The sequence below is a fragment of the Sinorhizobium sp. 6-70 genome, assembly GCF_030124375.1.
In the GTDB taxonomy this organism is placed as follows: Bacteria; Pseudomonadota; Alphaproteobacteria; order Rhizobiales; family Rhizobiaceae; genus Sinorhizobium.
Genome location: NZ_JASKLS010000026.1, coordinates 1 through 22,445, shown reverse-complemented (window position 1 = coordinate 22,445; position 22,445 = coordinate 1). Strand labels below are relative to the sequence as shown.

Annotated in this window: 21 protein-coding genes; 15 read left to right on the top strand and 6 right to left on the bottom strand. The window is 62.0% G+C overall.

Features of this window, described 5'->3' with window-relative positions; all coding sequences use genetic code 11:
• Positions 1–2: 2 nt before the first annotated feature.
• The 4 genes from QN222_RS29770 to QN222_RS29755 all read left to right on the top strand — a co-directional run bounded on the left by QN222_RS29770 (position 3) and on the right by QN222_RS29755 (position 2,072).
• Positions 3–815 carry a GNAT family N-acetyltransferase gene (locus QN222_RS29770; protein ID WP_283964842.1) on the top strand — a complete coding sequence of 271 codons (813 nt, stop codon included), beginning with the start codon at positions 3–5 and terminating at the stop codon, positions 813–815.
• Positions 816–818: 3 nt separating this feature from the next.
• Positions 819–1,232: an 8-oxo-dGTP diphosphatase MutT gene (gene mutT / locus QN222_RS29765; RefSeq protein WP_283964841.1), complete on the top strand. Its 414-nt coding sequence runs from the start codon at positions 819–821 to the stop codon at positions 1,230–1,232.
• A 236-nt stretch (positions 1,233–1,468) separates the two neighbouring features.
• Positions 1,469–1,789: a hypothetical protein gene (locus tag QN222_RS29760; protein ID WP_283964840.1), complete on the top strand. Its 321-nt coding sequence runs from the start codon at positions 1,469–1,471 to the stop codon at positions 1,787–1,789.
• Positions 1,790–1,898: 109 nt separating this feature from the next.
• Entirely contained in the window at positions 1,899–2,072 is a 174-nt protein-coding gene (locus tag QN222_RS29755) for a Flp family type IVb pilin (protein WP_283964839.1), read from the top strand.
• Positions 2,073–2,170: 98 nt separating this feature from the next.
• Here QN222_RS29755 and QN222_RS29750 read toward each other — a convergent pair whose 3' ends face one another.
• Positions 2,171–3,058 carry a methyltransferase domain-containing protein gene (locus QN222_RS29750; protein WP_283964838.1) on the bottom strand — a complete coding sequence of 296 codons (888 nt, stop codon included), beginning with the start codon at positions 3,056–3,058 and terminating at the stop codon, positions 2,171–2,173.
• Positions 3,059–3,116: 58 nt separating this feature from the next.
• Here QN222_RS29750 and QN222_RS29745 point away from each other — a divergent pair, with 58 nt between their 5' ends.
• The 4 genes from QN222_RS29745 (at position 3,117) to QN222_RS29730 (ending at position 5,651) form a co-directional block, all read left to right on the top strand.
• Positions 3,117–3,893, top strand: a complete 777-nt coding sequence (locus QN222_RS29745; RefSeq protein WP_284005752.1) for a ComF family protein — start codon at positions 3,117–3,119, stop codon at positions 3,891–3,893.
• Positions 3,894–4,038: 145 nt separating this feature from the next.
• Positions 4,039–4,296, top strand: coding sequence for a glutaredoxin 3 (gene grxC / locus QN222_RS29740; RefSeq protein ID WP_283964994.1), 258 nt, complete (start codon positions 4,039–4,041; stop codon positions 4,294–4,296).
• A 72-nt stretch (positions 4,297–4,368) separates the two neighbouring features.
• Complete coding sequence (locus QN222_RS29735; protein WP_283964993.1) at positions 4,369–5,226, top strand: carbon-nitrogen hydrolase family protein; 858 nt, start codon at positions 4,369–4,371, stop codon at positions 5,224–5,226.
• Positions 5,223–5,651 carry a DUF1178 family protein gene (locus QN222_RS29730; protein WP_283964992.1) on the top strand — a complete coding sequence of 143 codons (429 nt, stop codon included), beginning with the start codon at positions 5,223–5,225 and terminating at the stop codon, positions 5,649–5,651. Before QN222_RS29735 ends, QN222_RS29730 begins: the two co-directional genes overlap by 4 nt.
• A 58-nt stretch (positions 5,652–5,709) precedes the next feature.
• Here the strand turns inward: QN222_RS29730 and ubiG are convergent, their stop codons facing one another.
• A complete protein-coding gene (gene ubiG, locus QN222_RS29725; RefSeq protein ID WP_283964991.1) occupies positions 5,710–6,456 on the bottom strand; it encodes a bifunctional 2-polyprenyl-6-hydroxyphenol methylase/3-demethylubiquinol 3-O-methyltransferase UbiG in 747 nt (248 codons plus the stop codon).
• Between the two features lie 163 nt (positions 6,457–6,619).
• On the bottom strand, positions 6,620–7,165 hold the full coding sequence (locus QN222_RS29720; RefSeq protein WP_283964990.1) for a dihydrofolate reductase family protein: 546 nt from the start codon (positions 7,163–7,165) through the stop codon (positions 6,620–6,622).
• A 170-nt stretch (positions 7,166–7,335) separates the two neighbouring features.
• On the opposite strand from QN222_RS29720, the gene QN222_RS29715 reads away from it, so the two are divergent.
• Entirely contained in the window at positions 7,336–7,872 is a 537-nt protein-coding gene (locus QN222_RS29715; RefSeq protein WP_283964989.1) for a methyltransferase domain-containing protein, read from the top strand.
• Positions 7,873–7,941: 69 nt separating this feature from the next.
• On the opposite strand, the gene QN222_RS29710 is transcribed toward QN222_RS29715, so the two are convergent.
• Positions 7,942–9,471 carry an ABC-F family ATP-binding cassette domain-containing protein gene (locus tag QN222_RS29710; RefSeq protein ID WP_283964988.1) on the bottom strand — a complete coding sequence of 510 codons (1,530 nt, stop codon included), beginning with the start codon at positions 9,469–9,471 and terminating at the stop codon, positions 7,942–7,944.
• A gap of 682 nt (positions 9,472–10,153) precedes the next feature.
• Here QN222_RS29710 and QN222_RS29705 point away from each other — a divergent pair.
• The 6 genes from QN222_RS29705 to clpB all read left to right on the top strand — a co-directional run bounded on the left by QN222_RS29705 (position 10,154) and on the right by clpB (position 19,950).
• Positions 10,154–11,428 carry an aspartate kinase gene (locus tag QN222_RS29705; RefSeq protein ID WP_283964987.1) on the top strand — a complete coding sequence of 425 codons (1,275 nt, stop codon included), beginning with the start codon at positions 10,154–10,156 and terminating at the stop codon, positions 11,426–11,428.
• Between the two features lie 90 nt (positions 11,429–11,518).
• Positions 11,519–13,786 carry a phosphoenolpyruvate--protein phosphotransferase gene (gene ptsP, locus QN222_RS29700; RefSeq protein WP_283964986.1) on the top strand — a complete coding sequence of 756 codons (2,268 nt, stop codon included), beginning with the start codon at positions 11,519–11,521 and terminating at the stop codon, positions 13,784–13,786.
• Positions 13,787–13,958: 172 nt separating this feature from the next.
• Positions 13,959–15,041 carry a peptide chain release factor 1 gene (gene prfA, locus QN222_RS29695; RefSeq protein WP_283964985.1) on the top strand — a complete coding sequence of 361 codons (1,083 nt, stop codon included), beginning with the start codon at positions 13,959–13,961 and terminating at the stop codon, positions 15,039–15,041.
• A gap of 6 nt (positions 15,042–15,047) precedes the next feature.
• Entirely contained in the window at positions 15,048–15,929 is an 882-nt protein-coding gene (prmC, locus tag QN222_RS29690) for a peptide chain release factor N(5)-glutamine methyltransferase (protein WP_283964984.1), read from the top strand.
• A gap of 333 nt (positions 15,930–16,262) precedes the next feature.
• Positions 16,263–16,910 carry a DUF4167 domain-containing protein gene (locus QN222_RS29685; protein WP_283964983.1) on the top strand — a complete coding sequence of 216 codons (648 nt, stop codon included), beginning with the start codon at positions 16,263–16,265 and terminating at the stop codon, positions 16,908–16,910.
• 433 nt (positions 16,911–17,343) lie between these two features.
• Entirely contained in the window at positions 17,344–19,950 is a 2,607-nt protein-coding gene (clpB, locus tag QN222_RS29680) for an ATP-dependent chaperone ClpB (protein ID WP_283964982.1), read from the top strand.
• 167 nt (positions 19,951–20,117) lie between these two features.
• Here the strand turns inward: clpB and QN222_RS29675 are convergent, their stop codons facing one another.
• Together QN222_RS29675 and QN222_RS29670 are read right to left on the bottom strand one after the other, a co-directional pair.
• The gene (locus QN222_RS29675; protein WP_283964996.1) at positions 20,118–22,073 is read right to left on the bottom strand and encodes a M23 family metallopeptidase; all 1,956 of its coding nucleotides are present in this window, start codon (positions 22,071–22,073) and stop codon (positions 20,118–20,120) included.
• A 147-nt stretch (positions 22,074–22,220) separates the two neighbouring features.
• The coding region (locus tag QN222_RS29670; RefSeq protein ID WP_283964981.1) for a hypothetical protein at positions 22,221–22,445 on the bottom strand (225 nt) is incomplete at its 5' end.

Sequence of the window (22,445 nt, the reverse complement as noted above, 5' to 3'; positions counted from 1 at the left end):
GAATGACATCGAATGACGGGCAGCCGCCGACGACGGACGCGGCGGTTGGGGAAACGATCATGGTTGATCTTCCGAGTGTGCGCCGCCTGGAAGCCGTCGGCTTCCGCGCCTGGCCGGCTGCGAGCGTTCAGTATGACGGCAGCTGGCTGATCCGCCTTACGGCGGGACATGCGTCCAAACGCCTGAACTCGGTCAATCCACTTGATCCATCGGATTACCGTGACATTCCCATCCGGCTCGGAAAAGCAGGCAAACGTTTCGACGATTACGGCCGTCCGCTCACCGTTCGCCAGACGCCGCTGACGCCGCCGCAACTGATCGCCTACATGGACAATGAGGGCTGGGCCGCATTCGGACATAGCCTGGTGCTGACGGCGGACCTGGCCGAGCGCGAATTTGGTGACGGCATAGACCACCTCCCCATGAAGGATGTCGGTCGTTTCGTCGATGCGCGCATCCTGATCGGCAAGGAGGAGCCGCAGACCAAGCCGGCACTCACCGAAATTATCAATGCCATCAAGCCGGAATGCGGTCTGTTCCTGTTCGAGGACCTTGAGATCGGCCCGACCGCCGTGTCGCTGGTCGTCCAGGACAACGACCTGGCCGGTATCATGCAGTTCGCGGTAGCCGAAGGCGTGCGCCGAAAGGGCGTCGGTTCGGCGTTGCTCGATGCATCACTGCGCTGGGCACGTCTTAAGGGTGCGAAGAAAGCCTGGCTGCAGGTGGAGACGGAAAACGAAGCGGCAGTCGAACTTTACCGCAAGGCCGGCTTCACCGAGGTCTATCGTTACCTTTATCGCACGCCGAGGGCCTGACGCATGGATGTGCAGGGAAAGAAGATCGTGCTGGTTGCTGCCTGTGCTCTGGTCGATTCCGACGGCCGCGTTCTCCTGGCGCAGCGTCCGGAGGGAAAGTCGCTCGCCGGGCTTTGGGAGTTTCCGGGCGGCAAGGTGGAGCCGGGTGAAACGCCGGAGGCGACGCTGATCCGCGAACTGGAGGAGGAGCTCGGCATCCGCACCAAGGTCGCATGCCTTGCTCCACTCACCTTCGCGAGCCACAGCTATGACGATTTTCACCTGCTGATGCCGCTTTATGTATGCCGGCGATACGAGGGCTTTGCCGAGGGGCGAGAGGGCCAGACGATCAAGTGGGTGCGGCCGAAAGCGCTGCGCGACTATCCGATGCCTCCGGCGGACGAGCCGCTGATCCCATTTCTGATGGATTTGCTCTGATCCGAAACGGCCGCACGCCATTGCGTATGGCCCGATTGTTTCCCCGTCAGGGCACGAAGCTACCGGAAATCTCGAAGTTTATTAATCAAAAGTTTATCACCCTCGTGGCATGCTAGAGACATCAGTTTCGGTGCTTGCCAGCTATGGCATGACACCGGTTTCGAGCAGGTGTGGTCAGGTCGAGGCTTGGGAAGGGTGCTTCGCCCGCCGCTCTTTCACGTGTTTGCGAGGCTGGGATGGTAGACGAAGATTTCTGGAGGACAGTTCAGGACAAGGATCTGGCGGCGAGCCAGGCCCGCCGGACGGGCGTGCTCAATCTGTCGCTGCTGTTCGGAACGGCGGTGATTGCGCTGACGATGATCCTCACGCCGATGCTGTCGTCAAAGGCAGACAAGCGCATGCTGGCGAATACACCGATGGAATACGACAATATTTCAACCGGCTCAGTTCCTTCGAACGGCACGAGCAAGCGCTACACCGTACGCCGCAGCGTGCTGCAGGAAATGCCGGGCGCCGTCTGCATCATCGATGCGGATGGCAGCAAGAGTGGATGCTGAGTTGAACGAAATGCCGGGCCTGCTGCTGCGACCTTTGTGCGTGTGAAAAGACGCATGGCGCTGCAGGCCGGCATTTTCCGTTCCGGGGGCAAAAACCGGGGAGGGGCAGATGGGCAAGTTCGCAGGCTTCATTCGCAGCAGAGACGGCGCCACAGCCATTGAATACGGTCTCCTCGCTGCGCTTATTTCCATTGGCCTGCTCATCGGTCTCGAGAGCTTGTCCGATTCGCTGCTCGGTCTCTTCAATCATGTGGTGGACACGATGGAGTCGACCTGGGGGTGAAGACGCCCCGGCGGCGCCGGAACACCGGCGTCTACTGCAATCCAAGTGCTACAGCCACCTATGTGCGTCCGAGTAGCGGCAGGGCGCTGTCGTGTCGCCTATCGTTCTTTCAGCGGATGTTCGTTGACGCCGAGCGCTTCGGACAGCCTTTGCTTCGCGGAGCCGGGTTTCAACGGTTTTTGCTGGCTCTCGTGCGGCGCCCAACCGGAAACATAGATGATAGAGAAGGTCGCGCGGATGCGGCCATCGGGATCGGAGAAGCGTTCCGCATAGATCTCGGCCGCCCTCAGGAAAAACCGCCGGGAAACCGGCACGCGACTGCGGGCCGCCAGCGGGTTGGCCATGCCCATGGCCCTCAGGTCCTTCAGCAACCCGAAAAGTGAATCGTAGCGGACCGTGTAGGCTTCGGCGTCCGCGACCGGCAGGGCAAAGCCTGCCCGCTGCAGGAGGGCGCCCATTTCACGAACGTCGGCAAAGGGAATGACCCTTGGGCTCGCCCCGCCGGTCAGTTCGGCCTCGGCCGTGAGCAGCGAATCGCGGAGCTCCTGCAACGTGCCGTTGCCAGGGATCGCCGCAAGAAACAGGCCATCCGGCTTCAACACGCGGCGGGCCTGGATGAAGACGCCGGGCGTATCGTTGGTCAGATGCAGCGAAAGCGGCGACACGAGGAGATTGAGCGACTCCGGTGCGGCGGGAATCCGCTCCAGCGGGGCGACCGTAACGGGTCGGTCGCCGGAACCGAAGCCGTCCTCCGTTTCCACCCGCTCGATGGTTCCGACCTTGCCCGTCGCGGCAAGACAGCGCGCCGTGGGACCGGTGTAGCCATGCAACTCCATTGCCCGGTCGAAATGCCTTTCAACGACGCTGACGCGCTCGGCGAGCTCCCGCGCCACGATATCGAGCAGGAAGGTTGCCTTCTGGTCGCCGTTGATGAGGGCCCTGTGGCGGCGCGCCTCGACGAGGCTCTGGTCAAAGATGATTTCCACGGTACTCTCTCCGAAATCACGGATGCAAAGAAACCCTGACGTGGACAAAGTCAACCATATGGAACCGGAAGGATGGCGAAATCAGGCTTCGCATTGGGCGGCATTGTTGCGCCGCGTCGGGCGCGAAGCCGTCGGTATTGTCTATCCGCCGGTCTGCTGCGGCTGCGGATGGCTGACCGGCGACCATCACGCCGTATGTCCGGCTTGTTGGTCCGGCCTGCGGCTGATCGAGCGCCCCTATTGCGAGATCCTCGGGCTGCCCTTTGCCTTTGATCCCGGGCCGGGCTCCGTCTCGCCCGAAGCTATCGCCGATCCCCCCGTCTTCGACCGGCTTCGCTCGGTAGCGATCCACGACGGTGTCGTGCGCGATCTCGTCCACGGTCTGAAATACCGCGACCGCACCGATCTTGCGCCGATGATGGGTGAATGGATGATCCGCGCGAGCGACGGCGCGGTCGCGGCTGCCGACATGATCGTGCCGGTTCCGCTCCATGCATTCCGCCTCTGGCGACGAAAATTCAACCAGGCCGCCGAGCTTGCCCGTGTCATCGCGCGGCGTGCGGAAAAGCCCTACCGACCGGACGTGCTTCGCCGCATCAAACGCACCAGCCGGCAGGTCGGTCTCGGCGCCCGGGCGCGTGAGGAGAATGTGCGTGGCGCTTTCGTCGTCCCTGAAAGCGGCAGGCCGGGTCTCAGCGGGAAAAGAATCATACTCGTCGACGATGTATATACGACCGGTGCAACCGTCTCGGCCGCGACCCGCGCGCTGAAGCGGGCGGGGGCCGGAGATGTCACGGTTTTGACCTTTGCAAGAGCCATGTCCGGTCCTATATGACTACAGCGCCGCGCGTCTGATAAGACGCGCAAAGGTCGCTGTAGCACCTTGAAATGCTACATGCTTCCTTGAACAGGAACCGATTCAAGGAAGCATGTAGCGGCAGATATCCGGCGTCGTGCCGGTGAAGGAGCGGTCCAACAATATGGCTTCGGTCGTCATTTATACGCGTCAGTTCTGCGGCTATTGCTCGGCAGCAAAGAAACTTCTCGAAACCAAAGGCGTCAACTTCGTCGAACATGACGCGACCCATGATCCGGGCCTGCGCCAGACGATGATCGAAAAGTCGAACGGCGGCATGACTTTCCCGCAGATCTTCATAAACGACCTCCACGTGGGCGGTTGCGACGACCTGCACGCGCTCGACCGCGCCGGCAAGCTCGACGCACTGCTTGCTGCCTGAAGGTTTGACGCGCAGCCATCGCAAACGTGCGAGAGCCCGGCCTGCGCGAGGATGGCTAGGGAGAGAAGAAAGATGAGTTTCAAGGCTGCTGCCGTCCAGATGTGCTCCGGCGTCGATCCCGCAAGAAACGTGGAGACGATGGCGAAGCTCGTGCGTGAGGCGGCTGCTCAAGGCGCGACCTACATCCAGACACCGGAAATGACCGGTGCCATACAGCGTGATCGGGCAGGACTTCGATCCGTGCTCAAGGACGAGGCGAACGACATCGTCGTGCGCGAGGCCGCGCCTCTTGCCGGCGAGCTCGGCGTCTATCTCCATATCGGCTCGACGCCGATAGCGCTTTCCGACGGCAAGATCGCCAACCGCGGCTTCCTCTTCGGGCCGGACGGGGTCAAGGTCTGCGACTACGACAAGATCCATATGTTCGACGTGGATCTGGAGAATGGCGAAAGCTGGCGCGAGAGTGCGGCATACCAGCCCGGCGCGACAGCGCGCGTCGCCGATCTTGCCTTCGGCAAGCTGGGCTTTTCCATCTGTTACGACGTCCGCTTCCCCGAGCTCTTCCGTCAGCAGGCCGTTGCCGGTGCCGAGATCATGTCGATACCTGCGGCCTTCACCAAGCAGACAGGCGAGGCGCACTGGGAGATCCTGCTACGCGCCCGCGCCATCGAAAACGGCCTTTTCGTCGTCGCCGCTGCGCAGGCTGGAACGCACGAGGATGGTCGTGAAACCTTCGGTCATTCGATGATCATCGACCCGTGGGGCCGCGTGCTCGCTGAGGCAGGCGCGGCCGGGGAGGGGATTATCGTTGCCGACATCGACATTGCCGCGGTGCATGGCGCGCGGGCGAAGATACCCAATCTGAAGAATGGCCGCAGTTTTGTGCTGGACGAGGTGATGCCGACCGGGAAAGGGGGCGTTGCAGCGTGATCCGTTACAACCTCTCGTGTGATGATGGCCATGACTTCGAAGGCTGGTTCGCGTCGAGCGACGATTTCGATTCCCAGGTCGAGCGGCGTCTGGTCGCCTGTCCTGCATGCGGCTCTCACTCCGTCAGCAAGCAGCTGATGGCGCCTTCGGTATCGACCGCGCGCAAGAAGGAGGCGACGCGGGCACTCGTGATGGATCGGGCTCAGAAGGAAACGATCGCCAAGATCCGCGAACTGGTCAATTCGATCCGCGAGAACGCCGAGGACGTCGGCGAACGTTTCCCGGAAGAAGCGCGCAAGATCCACTATGGCGAGGCCGAGGAGCGCGGGCTGATCGGCAAGGCAAGCGCGGAAGAGGCGATGGCGCTTCTGGAAGAAGGCATCGAGATCGCACCCCTGCCGGTGCTGCCGGATGACGTGAATTAGGGCGGCATGAGGGAAAGTGCGTGGCGGTTTTCCGTCCGGAACGCGTCGTTTCAAAAAGTCAGCGCGGCCGCCTTGCGACGATCATGTAGTTGACGTCCATATCCTTCGACAGGTTCCATTGATTGGCGAGCGGGTTGAAGAACACGCCGGTACGGTCGGTGATCTCGAGACCGCTTGCCTCGAGCGGTTTTTCCAGTTCCTCCGGACGAACCAGCTTCTCGTATTGGTGGGTGCCGCGTGGGAGCCAGCGCAACAGGTTTTCCGCGGCGAAGATCGCGAGCGCGGCGGCTTTCACCGTGCGGTTGATCGTGGCTATGAACATAAGCCCGCCCGGACGCACCATATGGGCGCAGGTGGTGACGAAGAAATCGACGTCGGCGACATGTTCCACCACCTCCATGTTGAGGACGACGTCGAAGCTCTCGCCGGCTTCGGCGAGCGCCTCCGCGGTGACTGCGCGGTAGTCGACGGAAACGCCGCTCCCGGCCGCGTGGGTCTTGGCGATGCCGATATTCTTTTCCGATGCGTCGGCGCCGAGAACATCTGCGCCCATGCGCGCCATCGGCTCGGAGAGAAGCCCGCCGCCGCAGCCGATATCGAGCAGCCGCAGGCCTTTGAGCGGCTGCGGACCCTTGGGCTCGCGGCCGAAATGTTCCGATACCTTGTCGCGGATATAGGCAAGGCGCACCGGATTGAACTTGTGCAGCGGACGGAACTTGCCGGTCGGATCCCACCATTCCGCGGCCATCGCGGAAAACCGGTCCACTTCGCTCTGGTCGATCGTGGTGCGTGCCGTCTCGCTCATCAGAGTCTCCTTGCAGTCGGCGGATAAGGTTCGGCCCGCTCGACACTTCTTCATTCTGATCGTGAAGTCGGACGATCGAAGGGCGATGTCAAGGGGCGTGCTCAACGGCCACGCACGCCCGTCGAGACCTCGTGCGCCCGGAGCGGCGAAGACGAGATAGGGATCAAGCGGATTGCGGCTGGTAATGCAGGACGACGACGCCGGATTTGAGCGGGCGTGTATGCGTGAGCTTCAGGTTCGTGCGCTCCGGAATATTCTGGAAGAGGGGCACGCCTTTGCCGAGCAGCACGGGATTGATGCCGAGGCGGTACTCATCGACGAGCCCCTTCGCCGTCAGGGTCGCAGCGAAATCGGCGCTGCCGAAGATGAAGATTGTTCCGCCGTCGAGCTCCTTCAACCGCTCCACCTGCGCGACAGCGTCGCCTGAAACGAGGGTCGTGTTGTGCCAGTCGGCGCTCTTCAGCGTTCTCGAGAACACGAATTTCTCGATACCGTTCATGAAGGTGGCGATGTCGCCCTCGGCCGCCGGCCAATAGGCCGCCATCATCTCGTAGGTCGCACGACCGAAGAGCAGCGTGCCGGCTTCCATCTGCGTCTCGCCGATGTAGGCTGCGAGTTCATCCTCGAAGACGAACCAGCTTATGTCGTGATCCGGCGCCTCGAAGAAGCCGTCGACGCTGACCATGTCCCACATAATAATCTTGCGCATTGTCTTTCCTCCCGTTGACGACGTGCCGAGCTGCGGATTCCGCGGTATCATGGCAGGATCGCAAAACTGATGCTGTATTGCAAGTGGTATTATTTTAAGAGCGGTATGCATCGCCGCGGCAGCCTTCCTATGCCAAGGCGGGCGTGACGGATGGGACGAGGAGACAGCCCGTGCCGAACGACAGGATAGCCTGGGCCGTCGACGTACTATCGCCGGAAGCGTCCGAGGAGATACTCGAGATCGGCTGCGGCCATGGGGTTGCGGTGACAATGGTTTGCGACAGGCTGATCGATGGTCGGATCGTCGCAGTCGACCGGTCGGCGACGATGATCGTGGCGGCAAAGCGGCGAAACGCACATCATCTTGTCGCTGGCCGCGCGCAGTTTCATACGGCCGAGCTTGCCTCTGCGGATTTCGGCGAGGCGTGCTTCGACAAAGCCTATGCCCTGCGCGTCGGCGCTTTCGCGCGGAAAGATCCCACGCGCGAGCTTGTGGTCCTGGCGCGGCACCTTTCGCCGGCCGGGCGGCTCTTCCTCTTCCATGACGAGCCAGCTCACAGCGCCGACAATATCGCGCGACGGCTGGAGGCGGGCGTCAGGCGTAACGCCTGGACGGTAGAAGCGGTATTGACGCGAAGGCTTGACGGTTGTGACGTCGCCTGCGTCATCGCTCTTCCACCGAGGCCGGCCGCCGCTGCCAAGCGGTAGGATGAATTGTGTTGTTCCGTCGGCTCAGCGACACCCCGCCAGCGGGCGGGGTTGTCGCGGGGGCTGCACTCACATCGGACTTGTTGCCGCGGAGGCAAAGAAATCCTCCGGACCGTCGACCTCGACGAGCCGTCGGTTTTCGATTAGCCAGAAGCGATTGCCGACGGCGCGCACGAAGCTGCGGTCGTGCGAGACGAGAAGGCAGGTCGCTTCGTTCGCCAACAGTTCCCCTTCCAACGCTTCCTGCCCTTCGATATCCAGGTGGTTGGTCGGCTCGTCGAGCAGGTAGAAATTCGGATTGGTGAGCCTCAGGACAAGCATGGCCAGCCTTGACTTCTGGCCTCCTGAAAGAACGCCGACCGGGCGCGTCTGGAGGTCGATGCCGAGCCCGGCACCGGCCAGCAGGGCGCGCGCCCTTTGATCGCCGATCTCGAAACGCCGGCCGAGGGCTGCAAGCGGGGTATCCTCATCCGGCAGACCAGCGAGATCCTGGTCACTGTAGCCGAGCACGAGAGACGGCGTTGGCTTGATGCTTTCCGATGCGTGGTCCGGTCCGGATATCGCCGTCCTGATCAGGTTGATGAGCCGCGACTTTCCGGCGCCGTTCCGCCCGAGCAGCACGATGCGGTCGCCCTGGCAGATCCAGAGCTTGCCTGTCTTGAAGAGCAGGCGTCCGCCAGGCGCTTCCACGGATACATCATCGAGCGTCACCAGCGTCTTGGCGTGCGTGCCGCGGTTGGCGAGCCGGATCGCCCCGGATGATCGTTCCTGAAAGCCCGGCCGCGCCGCATCTTCCAGACGCTCCGCCCGCTGCCGCAACTGCTTCGTCTTGACGGTCAGGAGATCGCTGCCGGAGTTGATGCCGATATTGTTGAGCTTGGCCGCCTGCCGGCGCAGTTGCTGGGCGGTCTTCATCTCCTTCTGATAGCGCCGCTCATCCGAGGCATCGATCTCGTCCAGCGCGCTGCGGGCGCGCGAATAGGGCAGCGAAAATACCTGAGACTGCTCGGGACGCAGAAACAGCGTGCGGTTCGTCGTTGCATCGAGAAAGGCGCGATCATGGCTGGAGATCAGCACGGGAACGTCGCGGGGCAGGCTGTTGAGCCAATTTTCCAGCTGCATGATCTTGGCGAGGTCGAGATGGTTCGTCGGCTCGTCGAGCAGCAGCGCGTCCGGATCGGTGACCGAGACGCGGGCAAGAAGCGCAAGCCTCTGCCAGCCGCCACTGAGCTGTGCGATCGGCCGTTCGCGAAGCTCCGGCGGAACTTCGAGCGAATCCAGCATGACATCGACCCGCCAGCTCTCGGCTTCCGCCTGTTCCTCCGGCAACGCCTGGCGGACAGCTTCGTAGAACGGCTTGTCCAAGATGGTGGCAGGTAACGCTTGCTCGACATGGCCGACAGTGAGACCACGCGAGCGCGTGATTTCGCCTGCGGTCGGATCAAGCCCGCCCGCGATGCACTTCAAAAGCGTGGATTTTCCCCGACCGTTGGCGGCGACGACGCCGATGCGGTCGCCGGCTGCGACCGAAAGGTTGAGGTTCGAAAAGAGCGGCGCGCCCAAGGTGACGCCGAGGTTCTTTATATTGATCAAGGCCATTGTCGTTCTCTGGACTGCCCGAGCGGTGCTCCCGCTTCCCGCAATTGCTGGAGTGGAAGCGGGTGGCCGGATGCGAACGTCAGCGCGTTGGGACCATTCGGCTCGGGTGATGACGATAGGCGGAGCCAGTGAACCTATGGTTCGGCTCCGCACGACGACTGGGCAGACCAGGAAGCGATGAGAATGAGGTTCGGTCTCTGGTCAGCCCTGCAAACGCATCTGCAGGGCGGAGACGGGGCCACGCTGGCGGTGGTGCCGGAAATAGGTAATCACGCGCAGCCCTCCCTTCATCAATTGAGTTGCAGCGCCTTGTTAGCACCGCGGACGGAGATTTTCAACCTGGGCGCGACTACTGCATGTTTCCTTAAATCGTAGCCGGTTTGGGATGAAAACATGCAGCAATTCAAAGCGCTACAGCGTCCGTTGCGCGCCTGATAAGACGCGCGGCGCTGTAGGGGGTCGGAAGGCCGGTTCCAACGCCGGCTGGAACCTCGCCAATCCGTCGCCTTGCCATTGCACGGCGCTCGTTGATCCGCTAAGAGACGCCGCGACTTTCCGCTCCCCGAAGCGGTGACTGGCCGATGTCCGAGAAGTCCCAAGCTTTTTTGATCGTCAGGCGCCGGGCGGGGACGCTTTCCCTGTCGCGCGCTCGCGCGCAAACATCGGTACCGGTAGAGGCGAAATGGCACGCATCGTGATGAAATTCGGCGGAACGTCCGTCGCAAATTTGGAACGCATCTACAATGTCGCCCGCCATGTGAAACGCGAAGTCGATGCCGGCCACCAGGTCGCCGTCGTCGTTTCCGCCATGTCCGGCAAGACCAACGAGCTGGTCGGCTGGGTCGAAACCATGCCGAAGGTCGCTGGTTCGAACGCCCCGTTCTACGACGCGCGCGAATATGATGCCGTCGTTGCCTCCGGTGAGCAGGTCACCTCGGGGCTGCTGGCGATCGCGCTGCAATCGATGAACATCAACGCGCGCTCCTGGCAGGGTTGGCAGATCCCGATCAAGACCGACAACGCCCACGGCGCCGCCCGCATCCTCGACATCGAGGGCGCCGACATCATTCGTCGGATGGGCGAGGGCCAAGTGGCGGTGATCGCCGGCTTCCAGGGCCTTGGTCCGGACAATAGGCTGGCGACGCTCGGGCGCGGCGGTTCCGACACCTCCGCGGTCGCGATTGCCGCCGCGGTGAAGGCCGACCGCTGCGACATCTATACCGATGTCGACGGCGTCTATACGACCGATCCGCGGATCGAGCCCAAGGCGCGCCGGCTGAAGAAAATCGCCTTCGAGGAAATGCTGGAAATGGCCTCGCTCGGCGCCAAGGTGCTGCAGGTGCGCTCGGTCGAGCTCGCCATGGTGCACAAGGTTCGCACCTTCGTGCGCTCTTCTTTCGAGGATCCCGATGCGCCGGGCATGGGTGACCTTCTGAACCCGCCCGGAACGCTGATTTGTGATGAGGATGAGATCGTGGAACAGGAAGTCGTAACCGGCATTGCCTATGCCAAGGATGAAGCCCAGATTTCGCTGCGCCGTCTGGCAGACCGGCCGGGCGTTTCCGCCGCGATCTTCGGCCCGCTCGCGGAAGCCCATATCAACGTCGACATGATCGTGCAGAACATTTCGGAAGACGGCTCGAAGACGGACATGACCTTCACCGTTCCGTCCGGCGATGTCGACAAGGCGCTGAAGGTGCTTTCCGACAACAAGGAAAAGATCGGCTACGACGTCGCCCAGTCGGAGTCCGGCCTCGTCAAGGTCTCGGTGATCGGCATCGGCATGCGCAGCCATGCGGGTGTCGCCGCATCGGCCTTCCGGGCGCTCGCCGACAAGGGCATCAACATCAAGGCCATTACCACGTCCGAGATCAAGATATCCATTCTGATCGACGGTCCATATGCGGAATTGGCGGTTCGCACTTTGCATTCCGCCTACGGTCTGGATAAGAGTTAAACAGCAGACATTCGATTTGGATTCGCGGCTCGAAGGGCCGTAGGTCCTGATGTATGTCGTCGGTAATTCTTATACTGGAGACCTTACGCGATGAGAGACCTTTCCGCAGGTCCGCGCGTTCTCCTCAAGCGGTTGCGCGAGCTCATGGCGGAACCGCTTGAGCCGCAGGAGCGCCTGGACCGGATCGTGCGCCAGATCGCACAGAACATGGTCGCGGAAGTGTGCTCCGTCTACGTGCTGCGTTCCGATGGCGTGCTCGAACTTTACGCCACCGAAGGTCTGAACAAGACCGCGGTCCACCTGGCGCAGTTGAAGATGGGGCAGGGTCTCGTCGGTACGATCGCCGCCTCGGCACGACCGCTCAATCTTTCCGATGCGCAGTCGCATCCGGCCTTCACCTACCTGCCGGAGACGGGCGAAGAGATCTACCACTCCTTCCTCGGCGTGCCGATTCTGCGTACGGGACGCGCGCTCGGCGTTCTCGTCGTGCAGAACAAGGCGATGCGCAACTATCGCGAGGACGAGGTCGAGGCGCTGGAAACGACGGCGATGGTTCTCGCCGAGATGGTCGCGACCGGCGAATTGAAGAAGATCACCAAGCCGGGGCTCGAACTCGATCTTTCGCGCCCGGTCTCGATCGAAGGCAACAGCTTCGGCGAAGGCATAGGCCTCGGCTACGTCGTGCTGCACGAGCCGAGGATCGTCGTCACGAACCTGCTCAACGAGGATACGGAACAGGAATTGCAGCGCCTCGCAGAGGCGCTCGGTTCCCTGCGTATCTCGATCGACGACATGCTGTCGCGCCGCGAAGTCTCGATGGAGGGCGAACATCGGGCGGTGCTTGAAACCTATCGGATGTTCGCTCACGATCGCGGCTGGGTGAGGAAGCTTGAAGAAGCGATCCGCAACGGCCTGACGGCGGAAGCGGCCGTCGAACGCGTCCAGAGCGAGACCAAGGCGCGGATGATCCGGCTCACCGATCCTTATCTCCGTGAGCGGATGCACGATTTCGACGATCTTGCCAACCGCCTGCTGCGCCAGCTTTCCGGCTATGGCGCCAGGCTTTCGGCAGCCGATTTCCCCAATGACGCGATCATCATCGCCCGCGCTATGGGGGCGGCGGAACTGCTCGACTATCCGCGAGAGAGGGTGCGCGGCCTGGTCCTTGAAGAGGGCGCGGTCACGAGCCATGTAGTGATTGTCGCCCGCGCCATGGGGATCCCGGTCGTGGGCCAGGCGGCGGGGGCGGTCGCGCTTGCCGAAAACCGCGACGCGATCATCGTCGACGGCGACGATGCGAAGGTGCATTTGCGGCCCTTGGCCGACCTGCAGCGGGCCTATGAGGAGAAGGTGCGGTTCCGTGCCCGCCGGCAGGCCCAGTTTCGTGCGCTGAAAGATGTCGAGCCGCTGACGAAGGATGGCAAGCGCATCACGCTGCAGATGAACGCCGGCCTGCTGGTCGATCTGCCGCATCTGAACGAGGCGGGGGCGGAAGGCATCGGCCTTTTCCGCACGGAGCTGCAATTCATGATCGCTTCGACCATGCCGAAGGCAGAGGAACAGGAGGCCTTCTATCGCAGCGTGCTGAAGCAAACGGGCGGCAAGCCGGTGACCTTCCGCACGCTCGACATCGGCGGCGACAAGGTGGTCCCCTATTTCCGCGCGGCGGAAGAGGAGAACCCGGCGCTCGGCTGGCGCGCGATACGGCTTTCGCTCGACCGGCCCGGGCTTCTGCGCACGCAGTTGAGGGCGATGTTGAGAGCAGCCGCCGGCGCTGAACTCAAGCTGATGCTGCCGATGGTGACGGAAGTCTCCGAGCTCAAGAGCGCGCGCGAACTTTTGCAGAAGGAGATCGAGCGCCAGTCGAAGCTTGGCGAGCAGTTGCCGCGCAAGCTGCAGTTCGGTGCGATGCTGGAAGTTCCGGCGCTGATGTGGCAGCTCGACGAACTGATGGCAGAGGTGGATTTCGTTTCCGTCGGTTCGAACGATCTCTTCCAGTTCGCGATGGCCGTCGACCGCGGCAATGCCCGTGTGTCCGATCGTTTCGACATTCTCGACCGGCCATTCCTGCGTATCCTGCGCGATATCGTGCGGGCCGGCGAGCGCAACGACACGCCGGTCACGCTCTGTGGCGAAATGGCGAGCAAGCCGTTGTCGGCGATGGCGCTGCTCGGCCTCGGCTTCCGCTCGGTGTCGATGTCGCCGACCGCAGTCGGGCCGGTCAAGGCGATGCTCTTGGCGCTCGATGCCGGCAGGCTGGCCGAAATCCTGGAAGCTGCTCTCGACGACGTGAAATCCCAAACGTCCGTTCGGCAGCTCCTTGTCGATTTCGCAGCGGCGAACGGCATACCGGTTTAGACAGGATTGAAGCGTCCTTACAGCGGCGCGCGTCTATTCAGGCGCGCAAAGGTCGCTGTGGAGCTTTGAGTTGCTGCGTGATTTTGCCCTTAAATCGATTCGGATTTAAGGAATCATGCAGTAGCCACGCCCGGATGCACCCGGGCGGGGGCGAACGCATTTGGAGTTACATTTGGCAAAGCTTCCCGTTGAAAAGATGCGCGAACTGGAGCGCCGGTTCGGTGAAATCGAAGCTCGCATGTCGGCCGGGCCGTCGGCGGACGTTTATGTGAAACTGGCCTCGGAATATTCCGAGCTGCAGCCGGTCGTGACGAAGATCCGTGCGTACGAGAAGGCGACGGCTGAACTTACCGACATCAATGCCATGCTCTCCGACCGGACGACGGACAAGGAGATGCGCGACCTCGCGGAGATGGAAAAGCCCGACGTCGAGGAGCAGATCGACGCGCTTGAGCAGGAAATTCAGATCCTGCTCCTGCCGAAGGATGCGGCTGACGAAAAAAGCGCGATTCTTGAAATCCGCGCCGGCACCGGCGGCTCGGAAGCGGCGCTCTTTGCCGGCGACCTCTTCCGCATGTACGAGCGTTACGCCTCGACCAAGGGCTGGCGTGTCGAGGTTCTTTCCGCAAGCGAGGGCGAGGCCGGCGGCTACAAGGAGATCATCGCCACCGTGTCGGGTCGTGGGGTTTTCTCGCGATTGAAGTTCGAATCCGGCGTCCACCGGGTGCAGCGCGTGCCGGAGACCGAGGCGAGCGGACGCATCCATACCTCCGCTGCTACTGTTGCGGTACTGCCCGAGGCTGAGGAGATCGACATCGAGATCCGGCCCGAGGATATCCGCATCGATACGATGCGATCTTCGGGCGCCGGCGGCCAGCACGTCAATACGACCGACTCGGCGGTCCGCATCACCCATATTCCGACAGGCATCGTCGTCACGAGTTCGGAGAAATCGCAGCATCAGAACCGCGCCAAGGCGATGCAGGTGCTGCGCTCACGGCTCTTCGACATGGAGCGCCAGCGCGCCGACAGCGAGCGTTCGGCGGATCGCAAGAGCCAGGTGGGTTCCGGCGATCGCTCGGAGCGAATTCGCACCTATAATTTCCCGCAGGGGCGCATCACGGATCATCGCATCAACCTGACACTCTACAAGCTCGACCGGATGATGGAAGGTGAGATCGACGAGGTTGTGGATGCGCTGCTGGCGGATCATCAGGCGAGCCAGCTTGCGCTTCTCGGCGAGCAGCAGGGCTGAGCCGCAATGGCCGAGACGCTCGACCGCCTTCTTGCCGAAAGCCGCGACAGGCTGAAGGCCGCCGGTATCGAGACGGCGGCGCTCGATGCGCGGCATTTGATATCGGGGCTGCTGGGGCTTTCGCTTGCCGCCTTGATGGTGCGAGGAGGGGAGGCGGTCGACGACACCGTCGCGGCGCGCATCCGTGCCGCTATCGACCGTCGCGCAGCGCGCGAGCCGGTCTACCGCATCCTGGGCGAAAGGGAGTTCTACGGACTGACCCTCAAGCTCTCGAAGGACACTCTCGAACCGCGACCGGACACGGAAACGCTGGTTGATTGCATGATCCCGCATATGCGGCGGATCGTCGCCAGCAAGGGGGCCTGCCGGATCGTCGATCTCGGCACTGGAACAGGGGCAATCTGTCTCGCACTTCTCGATCAGGTACTTGAAGCCAGCGGTCTTGGTACCGATATATCCGAAGACGCCTTGGCAACGGCACGCGACAACGCAGAGCGCAACGGCCTTGCTGGACGCTTCCAGACGCTTCGGAGCAACTGGTTCGAGGGGGTCGAGGGGCGGTTCGATGTGATCGTCTCAAATCCGCCTTATATCCAGTCCAGAGTCGTCGATGAGCTTGAGCCGGAAGTGAAATTTTATGATCCGGCCGCTGCTCTTGATGGCGGAGACGACGGGCTTGATGCCTATCGTGCCATCGCCCTTCGCGCCGATCGTCATCTTGAAGCAGACGGCGTAATCGGCTTGGAAATCGGTTTCGATCAAAAGCAGGTGGTAACGGCGCTGTTCGCGGCGCAAGGGTTGCGCTTGCACGACAGCGCGAAGGACCTTGGTGGCAACGACCGGGTCCTCATGTTCAAGCGCGACGGAGAATGCGGCAGCGATCGTTGAAAAAATGCTGCATCGGCGCATCTCTTTTCTCGAAGGGCAAAGAAAGGGCTTGGAATCCTAAAGGAAGCGGGCTAGTTTGCCCCCGCGCACTGGGCAGAAGGTCATTGACCAAAGATTCGTTCCGGTATGACCTGGCCACGGGGATTGCTCTCAAGAAAGAGTTGCTAGGGTTCGACAGTGCCTCGTGCGGGTACCTGTTAATTTGACGTCAGCCGGCGCCGAGATCGCTATATGCGGTCTGTTGCGGCGCGTGTTTTCTCGGGCGCGGACAGATCCGGCCGGGATGCGGAACCACATGATCATCATTATCAAGAAAATTCGGGTGAATGTACAATGAGGCCAGGACAGCAAAACAAGCGCGGCCGTGGGCGAAATAACAACAATAACGGAAACAACAATCACAATCGTAAGGGATCCAATCCGCTTACGCGGACTTACGACAGCTCCGGTCCTGACGTGAAAATTCGCGGTACGGCCCAGCACATCGCCGAGAAGTACGGCGCCCTTGCGCGCGATGCCCAGAGTTCCGGCGACCGCGTCATGGCCGAAAACTACCTGCAGCACGCCGAACACTACAACCGCATCATCGCGGCTGCCCAGGCGCAGATGCAGGATCGTTTCCAGCGCGAAGAGCGCCAGGACTACCAGGAAAGGGACGTGGTCGACCGCGATCAGGACGATCTGGATCAGGTCTATGCCGAAGAGGCACCTGTCTCGGCTGCAGCCCAGCCTTCAGTGAGCGCGCCTCAGCCGGTGATCGACGGTTCCGGTCCGCAGCCGGTGATCGAAGGCACACCTGCCGAAGTTGCAATGGAAGAGGAAACCCCTGCGGCCGCGTCCAGCCGCCCGGCCTCTCGCCGTCGCAGCGCGAGCCGCCCGCGCCGCCAGCCGCGCCGCGGCGCGCAGGACGAAGCATCGGGCGACGCCCAGCCGGGCGGAGAAGCTTCCGGCGATGCGCCGGCGCTTGCCACCTCGGAATAAATGCATTCCGCCGCGTTTCGCGCGGCCCTACGCCACGATTTGACGAGAACCCGGCTGCCAGCAGTCGGGTTTTCTTGTGTCTACCGCTCGATGATCGAGGCGCTCTTTGATCGGAACAGGCAGGCGCCACTTGCCCATCGAGATTTCCCTGAACGCCTTCCGTTGCGGCACTTTAATTTCTGAAAATGCTGCCCCATATTCCGCTTCGAGGACTTGATCGCGCGCAATGCGAGGACATGCTCTCACTGCATAATTCCTTAGATCGAAATCGATCTCAGGATAAAATTATGCAGCATTTCAAAGCGTCAGCGATCTTTGCGCGTCTGATAAGACGAGCGGCGCTGGCGTGACGGGCTTGCCGAATGCGGGAGCCTGATCCTGAAACGCCGGCCAGTGCCACGCAGATGGGCTCGCCGGGCTATGGAGGTAGAGAATGAATATCGAGAAATATTCCGAGCGTGTCCGCGGTTTCCTGCAATCGGCGCAGACCTATGCGTTGGCAGAGGGACACCAGCAGTTCACGCCCGAGCACGTCCTCAAGGTATTGCTCGACGATGATCAGGGCATGGCCGCGTCCTTGATCGAGCGCGCCGGCGGTGATGCACGCGAGGCGCGGGCCGGCACGGCTGCCGCCCTGGCCAAGCTCCCGAAGGTTTCCGGCGGGAACGGTTCCGTCTACCTGTCGCAGCCGCTCGCCAAGGTTTTCACTGCAGCCGAACAGGCCGCGAAGAAGGCTGGCGACAGCTTCGTGACCGTCGAGCGCCTGCTCCTGGCGCTGGCGATCGAAAGCTCGGCTGCGACCGCATCGATCCTGTCGAAGGCGGGCGTCACGCCGACCAAGCTCAACCAGGTCATCAATGAAATCCGTAAAGGGCGCACGGCCGACAGCGCCAATGCCGAGCAGGGCTTCGACTCGCTCAAGAAATACGCGCGCGACCTGACGGCGGAAGCGCGGGAGGGCAAGCTCGATCCGGTGATCGGCCGCGATGACGAAATCCGCCGCACGATCCAGGTGCTTTCGCGCCGGACCAAGAACAACCCGGTGCTGATCGGTGAGCCCGGCGTCGGCAAGACGGCGATCGCCGAAGGCTTGGCGCTGCGCATCGTCAATGGTGACGTGCCGGAGAGCCTCAAGGACAAGCGGCTGATGGCGCTCGATATGGGCGCGCTGATAGCCGGCGCAAAATTCCGCGGCGAATTCGAAGAGCGGCTGAAGGCGGTGCTCAACGAGGTCCAGTCGGAGAACGGTGAAATCATTCTCTTCATCGACGAGATGCACACGCTGGTCGGCGCCGGCAAGGCGGACGGGGCCATGGATGCCTCGAACCTCCTGAAGCCCGCGCTTGCCCGCGGCGAATTGCACTGCGTCGGCGCGACGACGCTCGACGAGTATCGCAAGCATGTCGAGAAGGATGCCGCCCTTGCCCGTCGCTTCCAGCCAGTGATGGTGGACGAGCCGACGGTCGAGGACACGATTTCGATCCTGCGCGGTCTCAAGGAGAAGTATGAACAGCACCACAAGGTACGGATCTCGGATTCCGCGCTGGTGGCCGCCGCGACGCTTTCCAACCGCTACATCACCGACCGCTTCCTGCCGGACAAGGCAATCGACCTGATGGACGAGGCTGCATCGCGCCTCAGGATGCAGGTCGACTCCAAGCCGGAGGAACTCGACGAACTCGACCGGCGTGTCATCCAGTTGAAGATCGAGCGCGAAGCCCTGAAGAAGGAAACCGACGCTTCCTCCAAGGATCGTCTCGCGAAACTGGAACTCGACCTGGCCTCTCTTGAAGAGGAAGCTTCCGCGCTGACGGCGCGCTGGCAGGCTGAAAAGCAGAAACTCGGGCAAGCTGCCGATCTCAAGAAACAGCTCGACGAGGCACGCATCGAGCTTCAGATCGTTCAGCGCAAGGGTGAATTCCAGCGCGCTGGCGAACTCGCCTACGGCGTGATCCCGAAACTCGAGAAGGCGCTTGCCGACGCTGAAAGTCAGGACGGTTCGAGTGCCGATGCGATGGTGCAGGAGGTCGTTACGCCCGACAACATCGCCCATATCGTTTCGCGCTGGACCGGCATTCCCGTCGACAAGATGCTTGAGGGCGAGCGCGAGAAGCTGCTGAGGATGGAAGACGAACTGGCAAAATGGGTCGTCGGCCAGGGCGATGCGGTGCAGGCGGTCTCGCGCGCGGTCCGGCGTTCGCGCGCAGGGCTTCAGGACCCGAACCGTCCGATCGGCTCGTTCATCTTCCTTGGGCCTACCGGCGTCGGTAAGACGGAGTTGACCAAGGCGCTTGCCCGGTTCCTCTTCGATGACGAGACGGCGCTGATGCGGATCGACATGTCGGAGTACATGGAGAAGCACTCCGTTGCTCGGCTGATCGGTGCGCCTCCTGGCTATGTCGGCTATGAAGAGGGCGGAGCGCTGACCGAATCCGTCCGCCGCCGGCCCTACCAGGTCGTGCTCTTCGACGAGATCGAGAAGGCGCATCCGGATGTCTTCAACGTGCTCTTGCAGGTGCTTGACGACGGACGATTGACCGATGGTCAGGGGCGCACGGTCGACTTCAAGAACACGATGATCATCATGACCTCGAACCTCGGTGCGGAATACCTGGCCGCGCTCGGCGAGAACGAGGACAGCGACGCGGTTCGCGACCAGGTGATGGAGGTGGTGAGAGCCGCCTTCCGTCCTGAATTCCTGAACCGCGTCGACGAGATCATCCTGTTCCACCGCCTGCGTCGCTCGGAAATGGGTGCAATTGTCGATATCCAGCTCGAAAGGCTGCGCAAGCTGCTTGCCGATCGCAAGATCACGATCGAGCTGGAGGACGAAGCGCGGGCCTTCCTGGCTGACAAGGGCTATGACCCCGCGTACGGCGCTCGGCCCTTGAAGCGGGCGATCCAGAAATATGTTCAGGATCCGCTGGCCGAAAAGATGCTGCAGGGCGAGTTCCCGGACGGCTCGGTCGTGAAGGTTCTTGCCGGCTCCGACCGGCTGAACTTCAAGCGCGGGACCTCCGGCGAGAAGGAAGCCGCGTAAGCTACTGCATGTTTCCCTTACATCGTCGCCGATTTAAGGATAAAACATGCAGCAATTCAAAGCGCTACAGCGTCCTTTGCTTGTCTTATCAGACGCGCGGCGCTGTGGAACATCAAAAACACAAAAGGCCGCCGGAGGGCGGCCTTTCCGCATTACAGCGGTGAGCGTTACTTGCTCGCAACCTCGTTGCCCTCGTCCTTGCCGAGGAGTTCATCGATCCGTTCGCGTTCCTTCTCGAACTTCGCCAGCGCTTCTCCTTTGAGCGACTTGCCGCCGGGCAGGCGGATGCGCAGGGGATCGACCTTGTTGCCATTGACGATCAGTTCGTAGTGGAGATGCGGACCGGTCGAAAGCCCGGTCGTGCCGACCCAGCCGATCACCTGGCCCTGGACGACCTTGGCGCCCGGCTTGACGCTCTTGGAGATCGCGCTCTGGTGGTTGTAGGACGAGACGTAGCCGTTGGCATGGCGGATCAGCGTCTGGTTGCCGTAGCCGCCGGAGTCCCAGCCGGCTTTCTCGACCGTACCGTTGCCCGCGGCGATGATCGGCGTGCCGCGCGGCGCCGACCAGTCAACACCCGTATGCATGCGGGAGAAGCCGAGGATCGGGTGCCGGCGCATGCCGAAACCGGAACGGAAATGGCCGTTCGGAACGGGATTGCGCAAAAGAAACTGGCGGATGCTCTTGCCGTCCATGTCGAAGTAGTCGATCGAATTGTCGTCCGGGTCCTGGAAACGGTAGAACCGGGTTTCGGCATCGCCGAACTTGGCATTCACGTAGAGAAGTTCGGAGTCGTCGGTCGCGAGCCCGCTTTCGTCGGTGACCGAGAAGAACGCCTCGAGTGAATCTGTCGGCTTCAACTGCGCCTGGAAGTCGACATTGCTTGCCAACAGCTTGACCACCAGGGCCACCATGTCGGAATTCATGCCGTAGGAGAGGGCGGCTCGATAGATACCGTCGTAAACGCGGGGCAGATCATGGCCGCTGGTGACGACCGGCGTGCCGTTGTCGTCGAAAGCCGTCGCGACCGCATCGAGTTTCGGCGGTTCGGCACCGGGGACGAAACGGCCCTTGTCGTCGACGGCCATGGTGAGCACGTGACGATTGCGCGAGTAGATGGTGGCGCGCACGATACGCGCTTCTTCGCCTTTCTGAATGATGCCGACACGCAGGACGTCGCCGGCGGCGAGTTCCTTGGCGCCGAGCGCCTCTTCGATGTAGCCTCCTGCATCCTCGGCCTGCGCCGTGGCATAGCCGGCATTCACCATCACGGTCGCAATCGGTGTCGGTCGGCGCACCGGGATGACGTCATCGGCGTATTCGGTGCTCTGCTTGGTGATGTTCTCATACGCCGAAACGCTCATGTTCTCCTCGACGATCCGGGCCGAAAGCCCCTGGATCAGATCGAGATCGCCGGCATCCGAAGCGAAGCGTTGCGGATCGACATAGAAGAGCGAAGCAACCTGCGTATTGCCCTCCGTCAGGACGGAGCCATTGGTGCGGACGTTTTCCTCCACCTCGTCGAGCGACATGGATGGGCCGAAGGTCAAGCCTGATCCCTTCAGCGGAAAGTCGACGGTTTTCAGCGCCACTTCGGATTCGACATCCGAACCGTAGATGGTGCCTGTCCTTGCCGCCGGAGCTTCGGCGTCACCGTCATCAGTCGCGAAGATCGCCAGCGGGTCGAATGCGGGATAGTTTTCAGACGTCTGATGATTGGCCGCGAGTGCCATCTTCACGTGGACGAAGGGCTGCCGACGGACGACCTCCTTTTCGCCGTCGTGGATCATCGTCGAGACTTCCATCACCGTCTTGTCGGCCGGCTTGGCGACGACGTTTGGCGAGAGGATGCGGTCGCCGCGCTTGGCGGTATTGATCGGAACGCCGCCTGGAGCGGAAGGATCGAGTGCTGCAAAAGCCTCGGCCGGGATCGCCAATTGCTGCCGGCCGTCGAGAGCCGCAAAAAGCGCGACGCCCATCAACAGGCTCGAAGTGATGCCGGTGAGGAACGTGCCCGACAGCCAGCGCACCGAGATCTCGCGCCGGTCGGGCGCGCGGCGGCCATCCGCAAGGATCGGAGGCTGGTCGCCGAGCGACCGGACCATTTTCTTGTCGGTGATCATGCCAGGCTGGATGTCCCCTGATTGCACTTGCCGTATTCTTGCGTCGATACGTTACGCGAAGATGTGCATCCTCCAAGCGTCGAAGTCAAATCGGCGAAGAAAAGCCTCCCGCCGTCTGTCCCCGTAGCGAAGCATCGATGATGCCGCTTAGATCGGTCGATTGTGAAGAAGTGAGGGCGAAATTGTGCACCCACAGGGCGGCGGATGCGGCGAAAAAAGAATCTTCGACCCGCAAAGCCTTACGCCGCCGGGCTTTGTCAGAAAACTGTCATTTTTTTTGAAAATGGATGTTGACGTGTCGGAGGTGGTGGGTCTATAAGCCCGATCACTGACGAGGGCGGCGGCGCTGCTGGCGACGATGACCTTCGCTCT

Coding starts and splice junctions, on each gene's coding strand:
- QN222_RS29770 (WP_283964842.1), top strand. CDS start 3: ATGACATCGAATGACGGGCAGCCGCCGACGACGGACGCGGCGGTTGGG.
- mutT (WP_283964841.1), top strand. CDS start 819: ATGGATGTGCAGGGAAAGAAGATCGTGCTGGTTGCTGCCTGTGCTCTG.
- QN222_RS29760 (WP_283964840.1), top strand. CDS start 1,469: ATGGTAGACGAAGATTTCTGGAGGACAGTTCAGGACAAGGATCTGGCG.
- QN222_RS29755 (WP_283964839.1), top strand. CDS start 1,899: ATGGGCAAGTTCGCAGGCTTCATTCGCAGCAGAGACGGCGCCACAGCC.
- QN222_RS29745 (WP_284005752.1), top strand. CDS start 3,117: ATGGAACCGGAAGGATGGCGAAATCAGGCTTCGCATTGGGCGGCATTG.
- grxC (WP_283964994.1), top strand. CDS start 4,039: ATGGCTTCGGTCGTCATTTATACGCGTCAGTTCTGCGGCTATTGCTCG.
- QN222_RS29735 (WP_283964993.1), top strand. CDS start 4,369: ATGAGTTTCAAGGCTGCTGCCGTCCAGATGTGCTCCGGCGTCGATCCC.
- ubiG (WP_283964991.1), bottom strand. CDS start 6,456: ATGAGCGAGACGGCACGCACCACGATCGACCAGAGCGAAGTGGACCGG.
- QN222_RS29720 (WP_283964990.1), bottom strand. CDS start 7,165: ATGCGCAAGATTATTATGTGGGACATGGTCAGCGTCGACGGCTTCTTC.
- QN222_RS29710 (WP_283964988.1), bottom strand. CDS start 9,471: ATGGCCTTGATCAATATAAAGAACCTCGGCGTCACCTTGGGCGCGCCG.
- QN222_RS29705 (WP_283964987.1), top strand. CDS start 10,154: ATGGCACGCATCGTGATGAAATTCGGCGGAACGTCCGTCGCAAATTTG.
- ptsP (WP_283964986.1), top strand. CDS start 11,519: ATGAGAGACCTTTCCGCAGGTCCGCGCGTTCTCCTCAAGCGGTTGCGC.
- prmC (WP_283964984.1), top strand. CDS start 15,048: ATGGCCGAGACGCTCGACCGCCTTCTTGCCGAAAGCCGCGACAGGCTG.
- QN222_RS29685 (WP_283964983.1), top strand. CDS start 16,263: ATGAGGCCAGGACAGCAAAACAAGCGCGGCCGTGGGCGAAATAACAAC.
- clpB (WP_283964982.1), top strand. CDS start 17,344: ATGAATATCGAGAAATATTCCGAGCGTGTCCGCGGTTTCCTGCAATCG.
- QN222_RS29675 (WP_283964996.1), bottom strand. CDS start 22,073: ATGATCACCGACAAGAAAATGGTCCGGTCGCTCGGCGACCAGCCTCCG.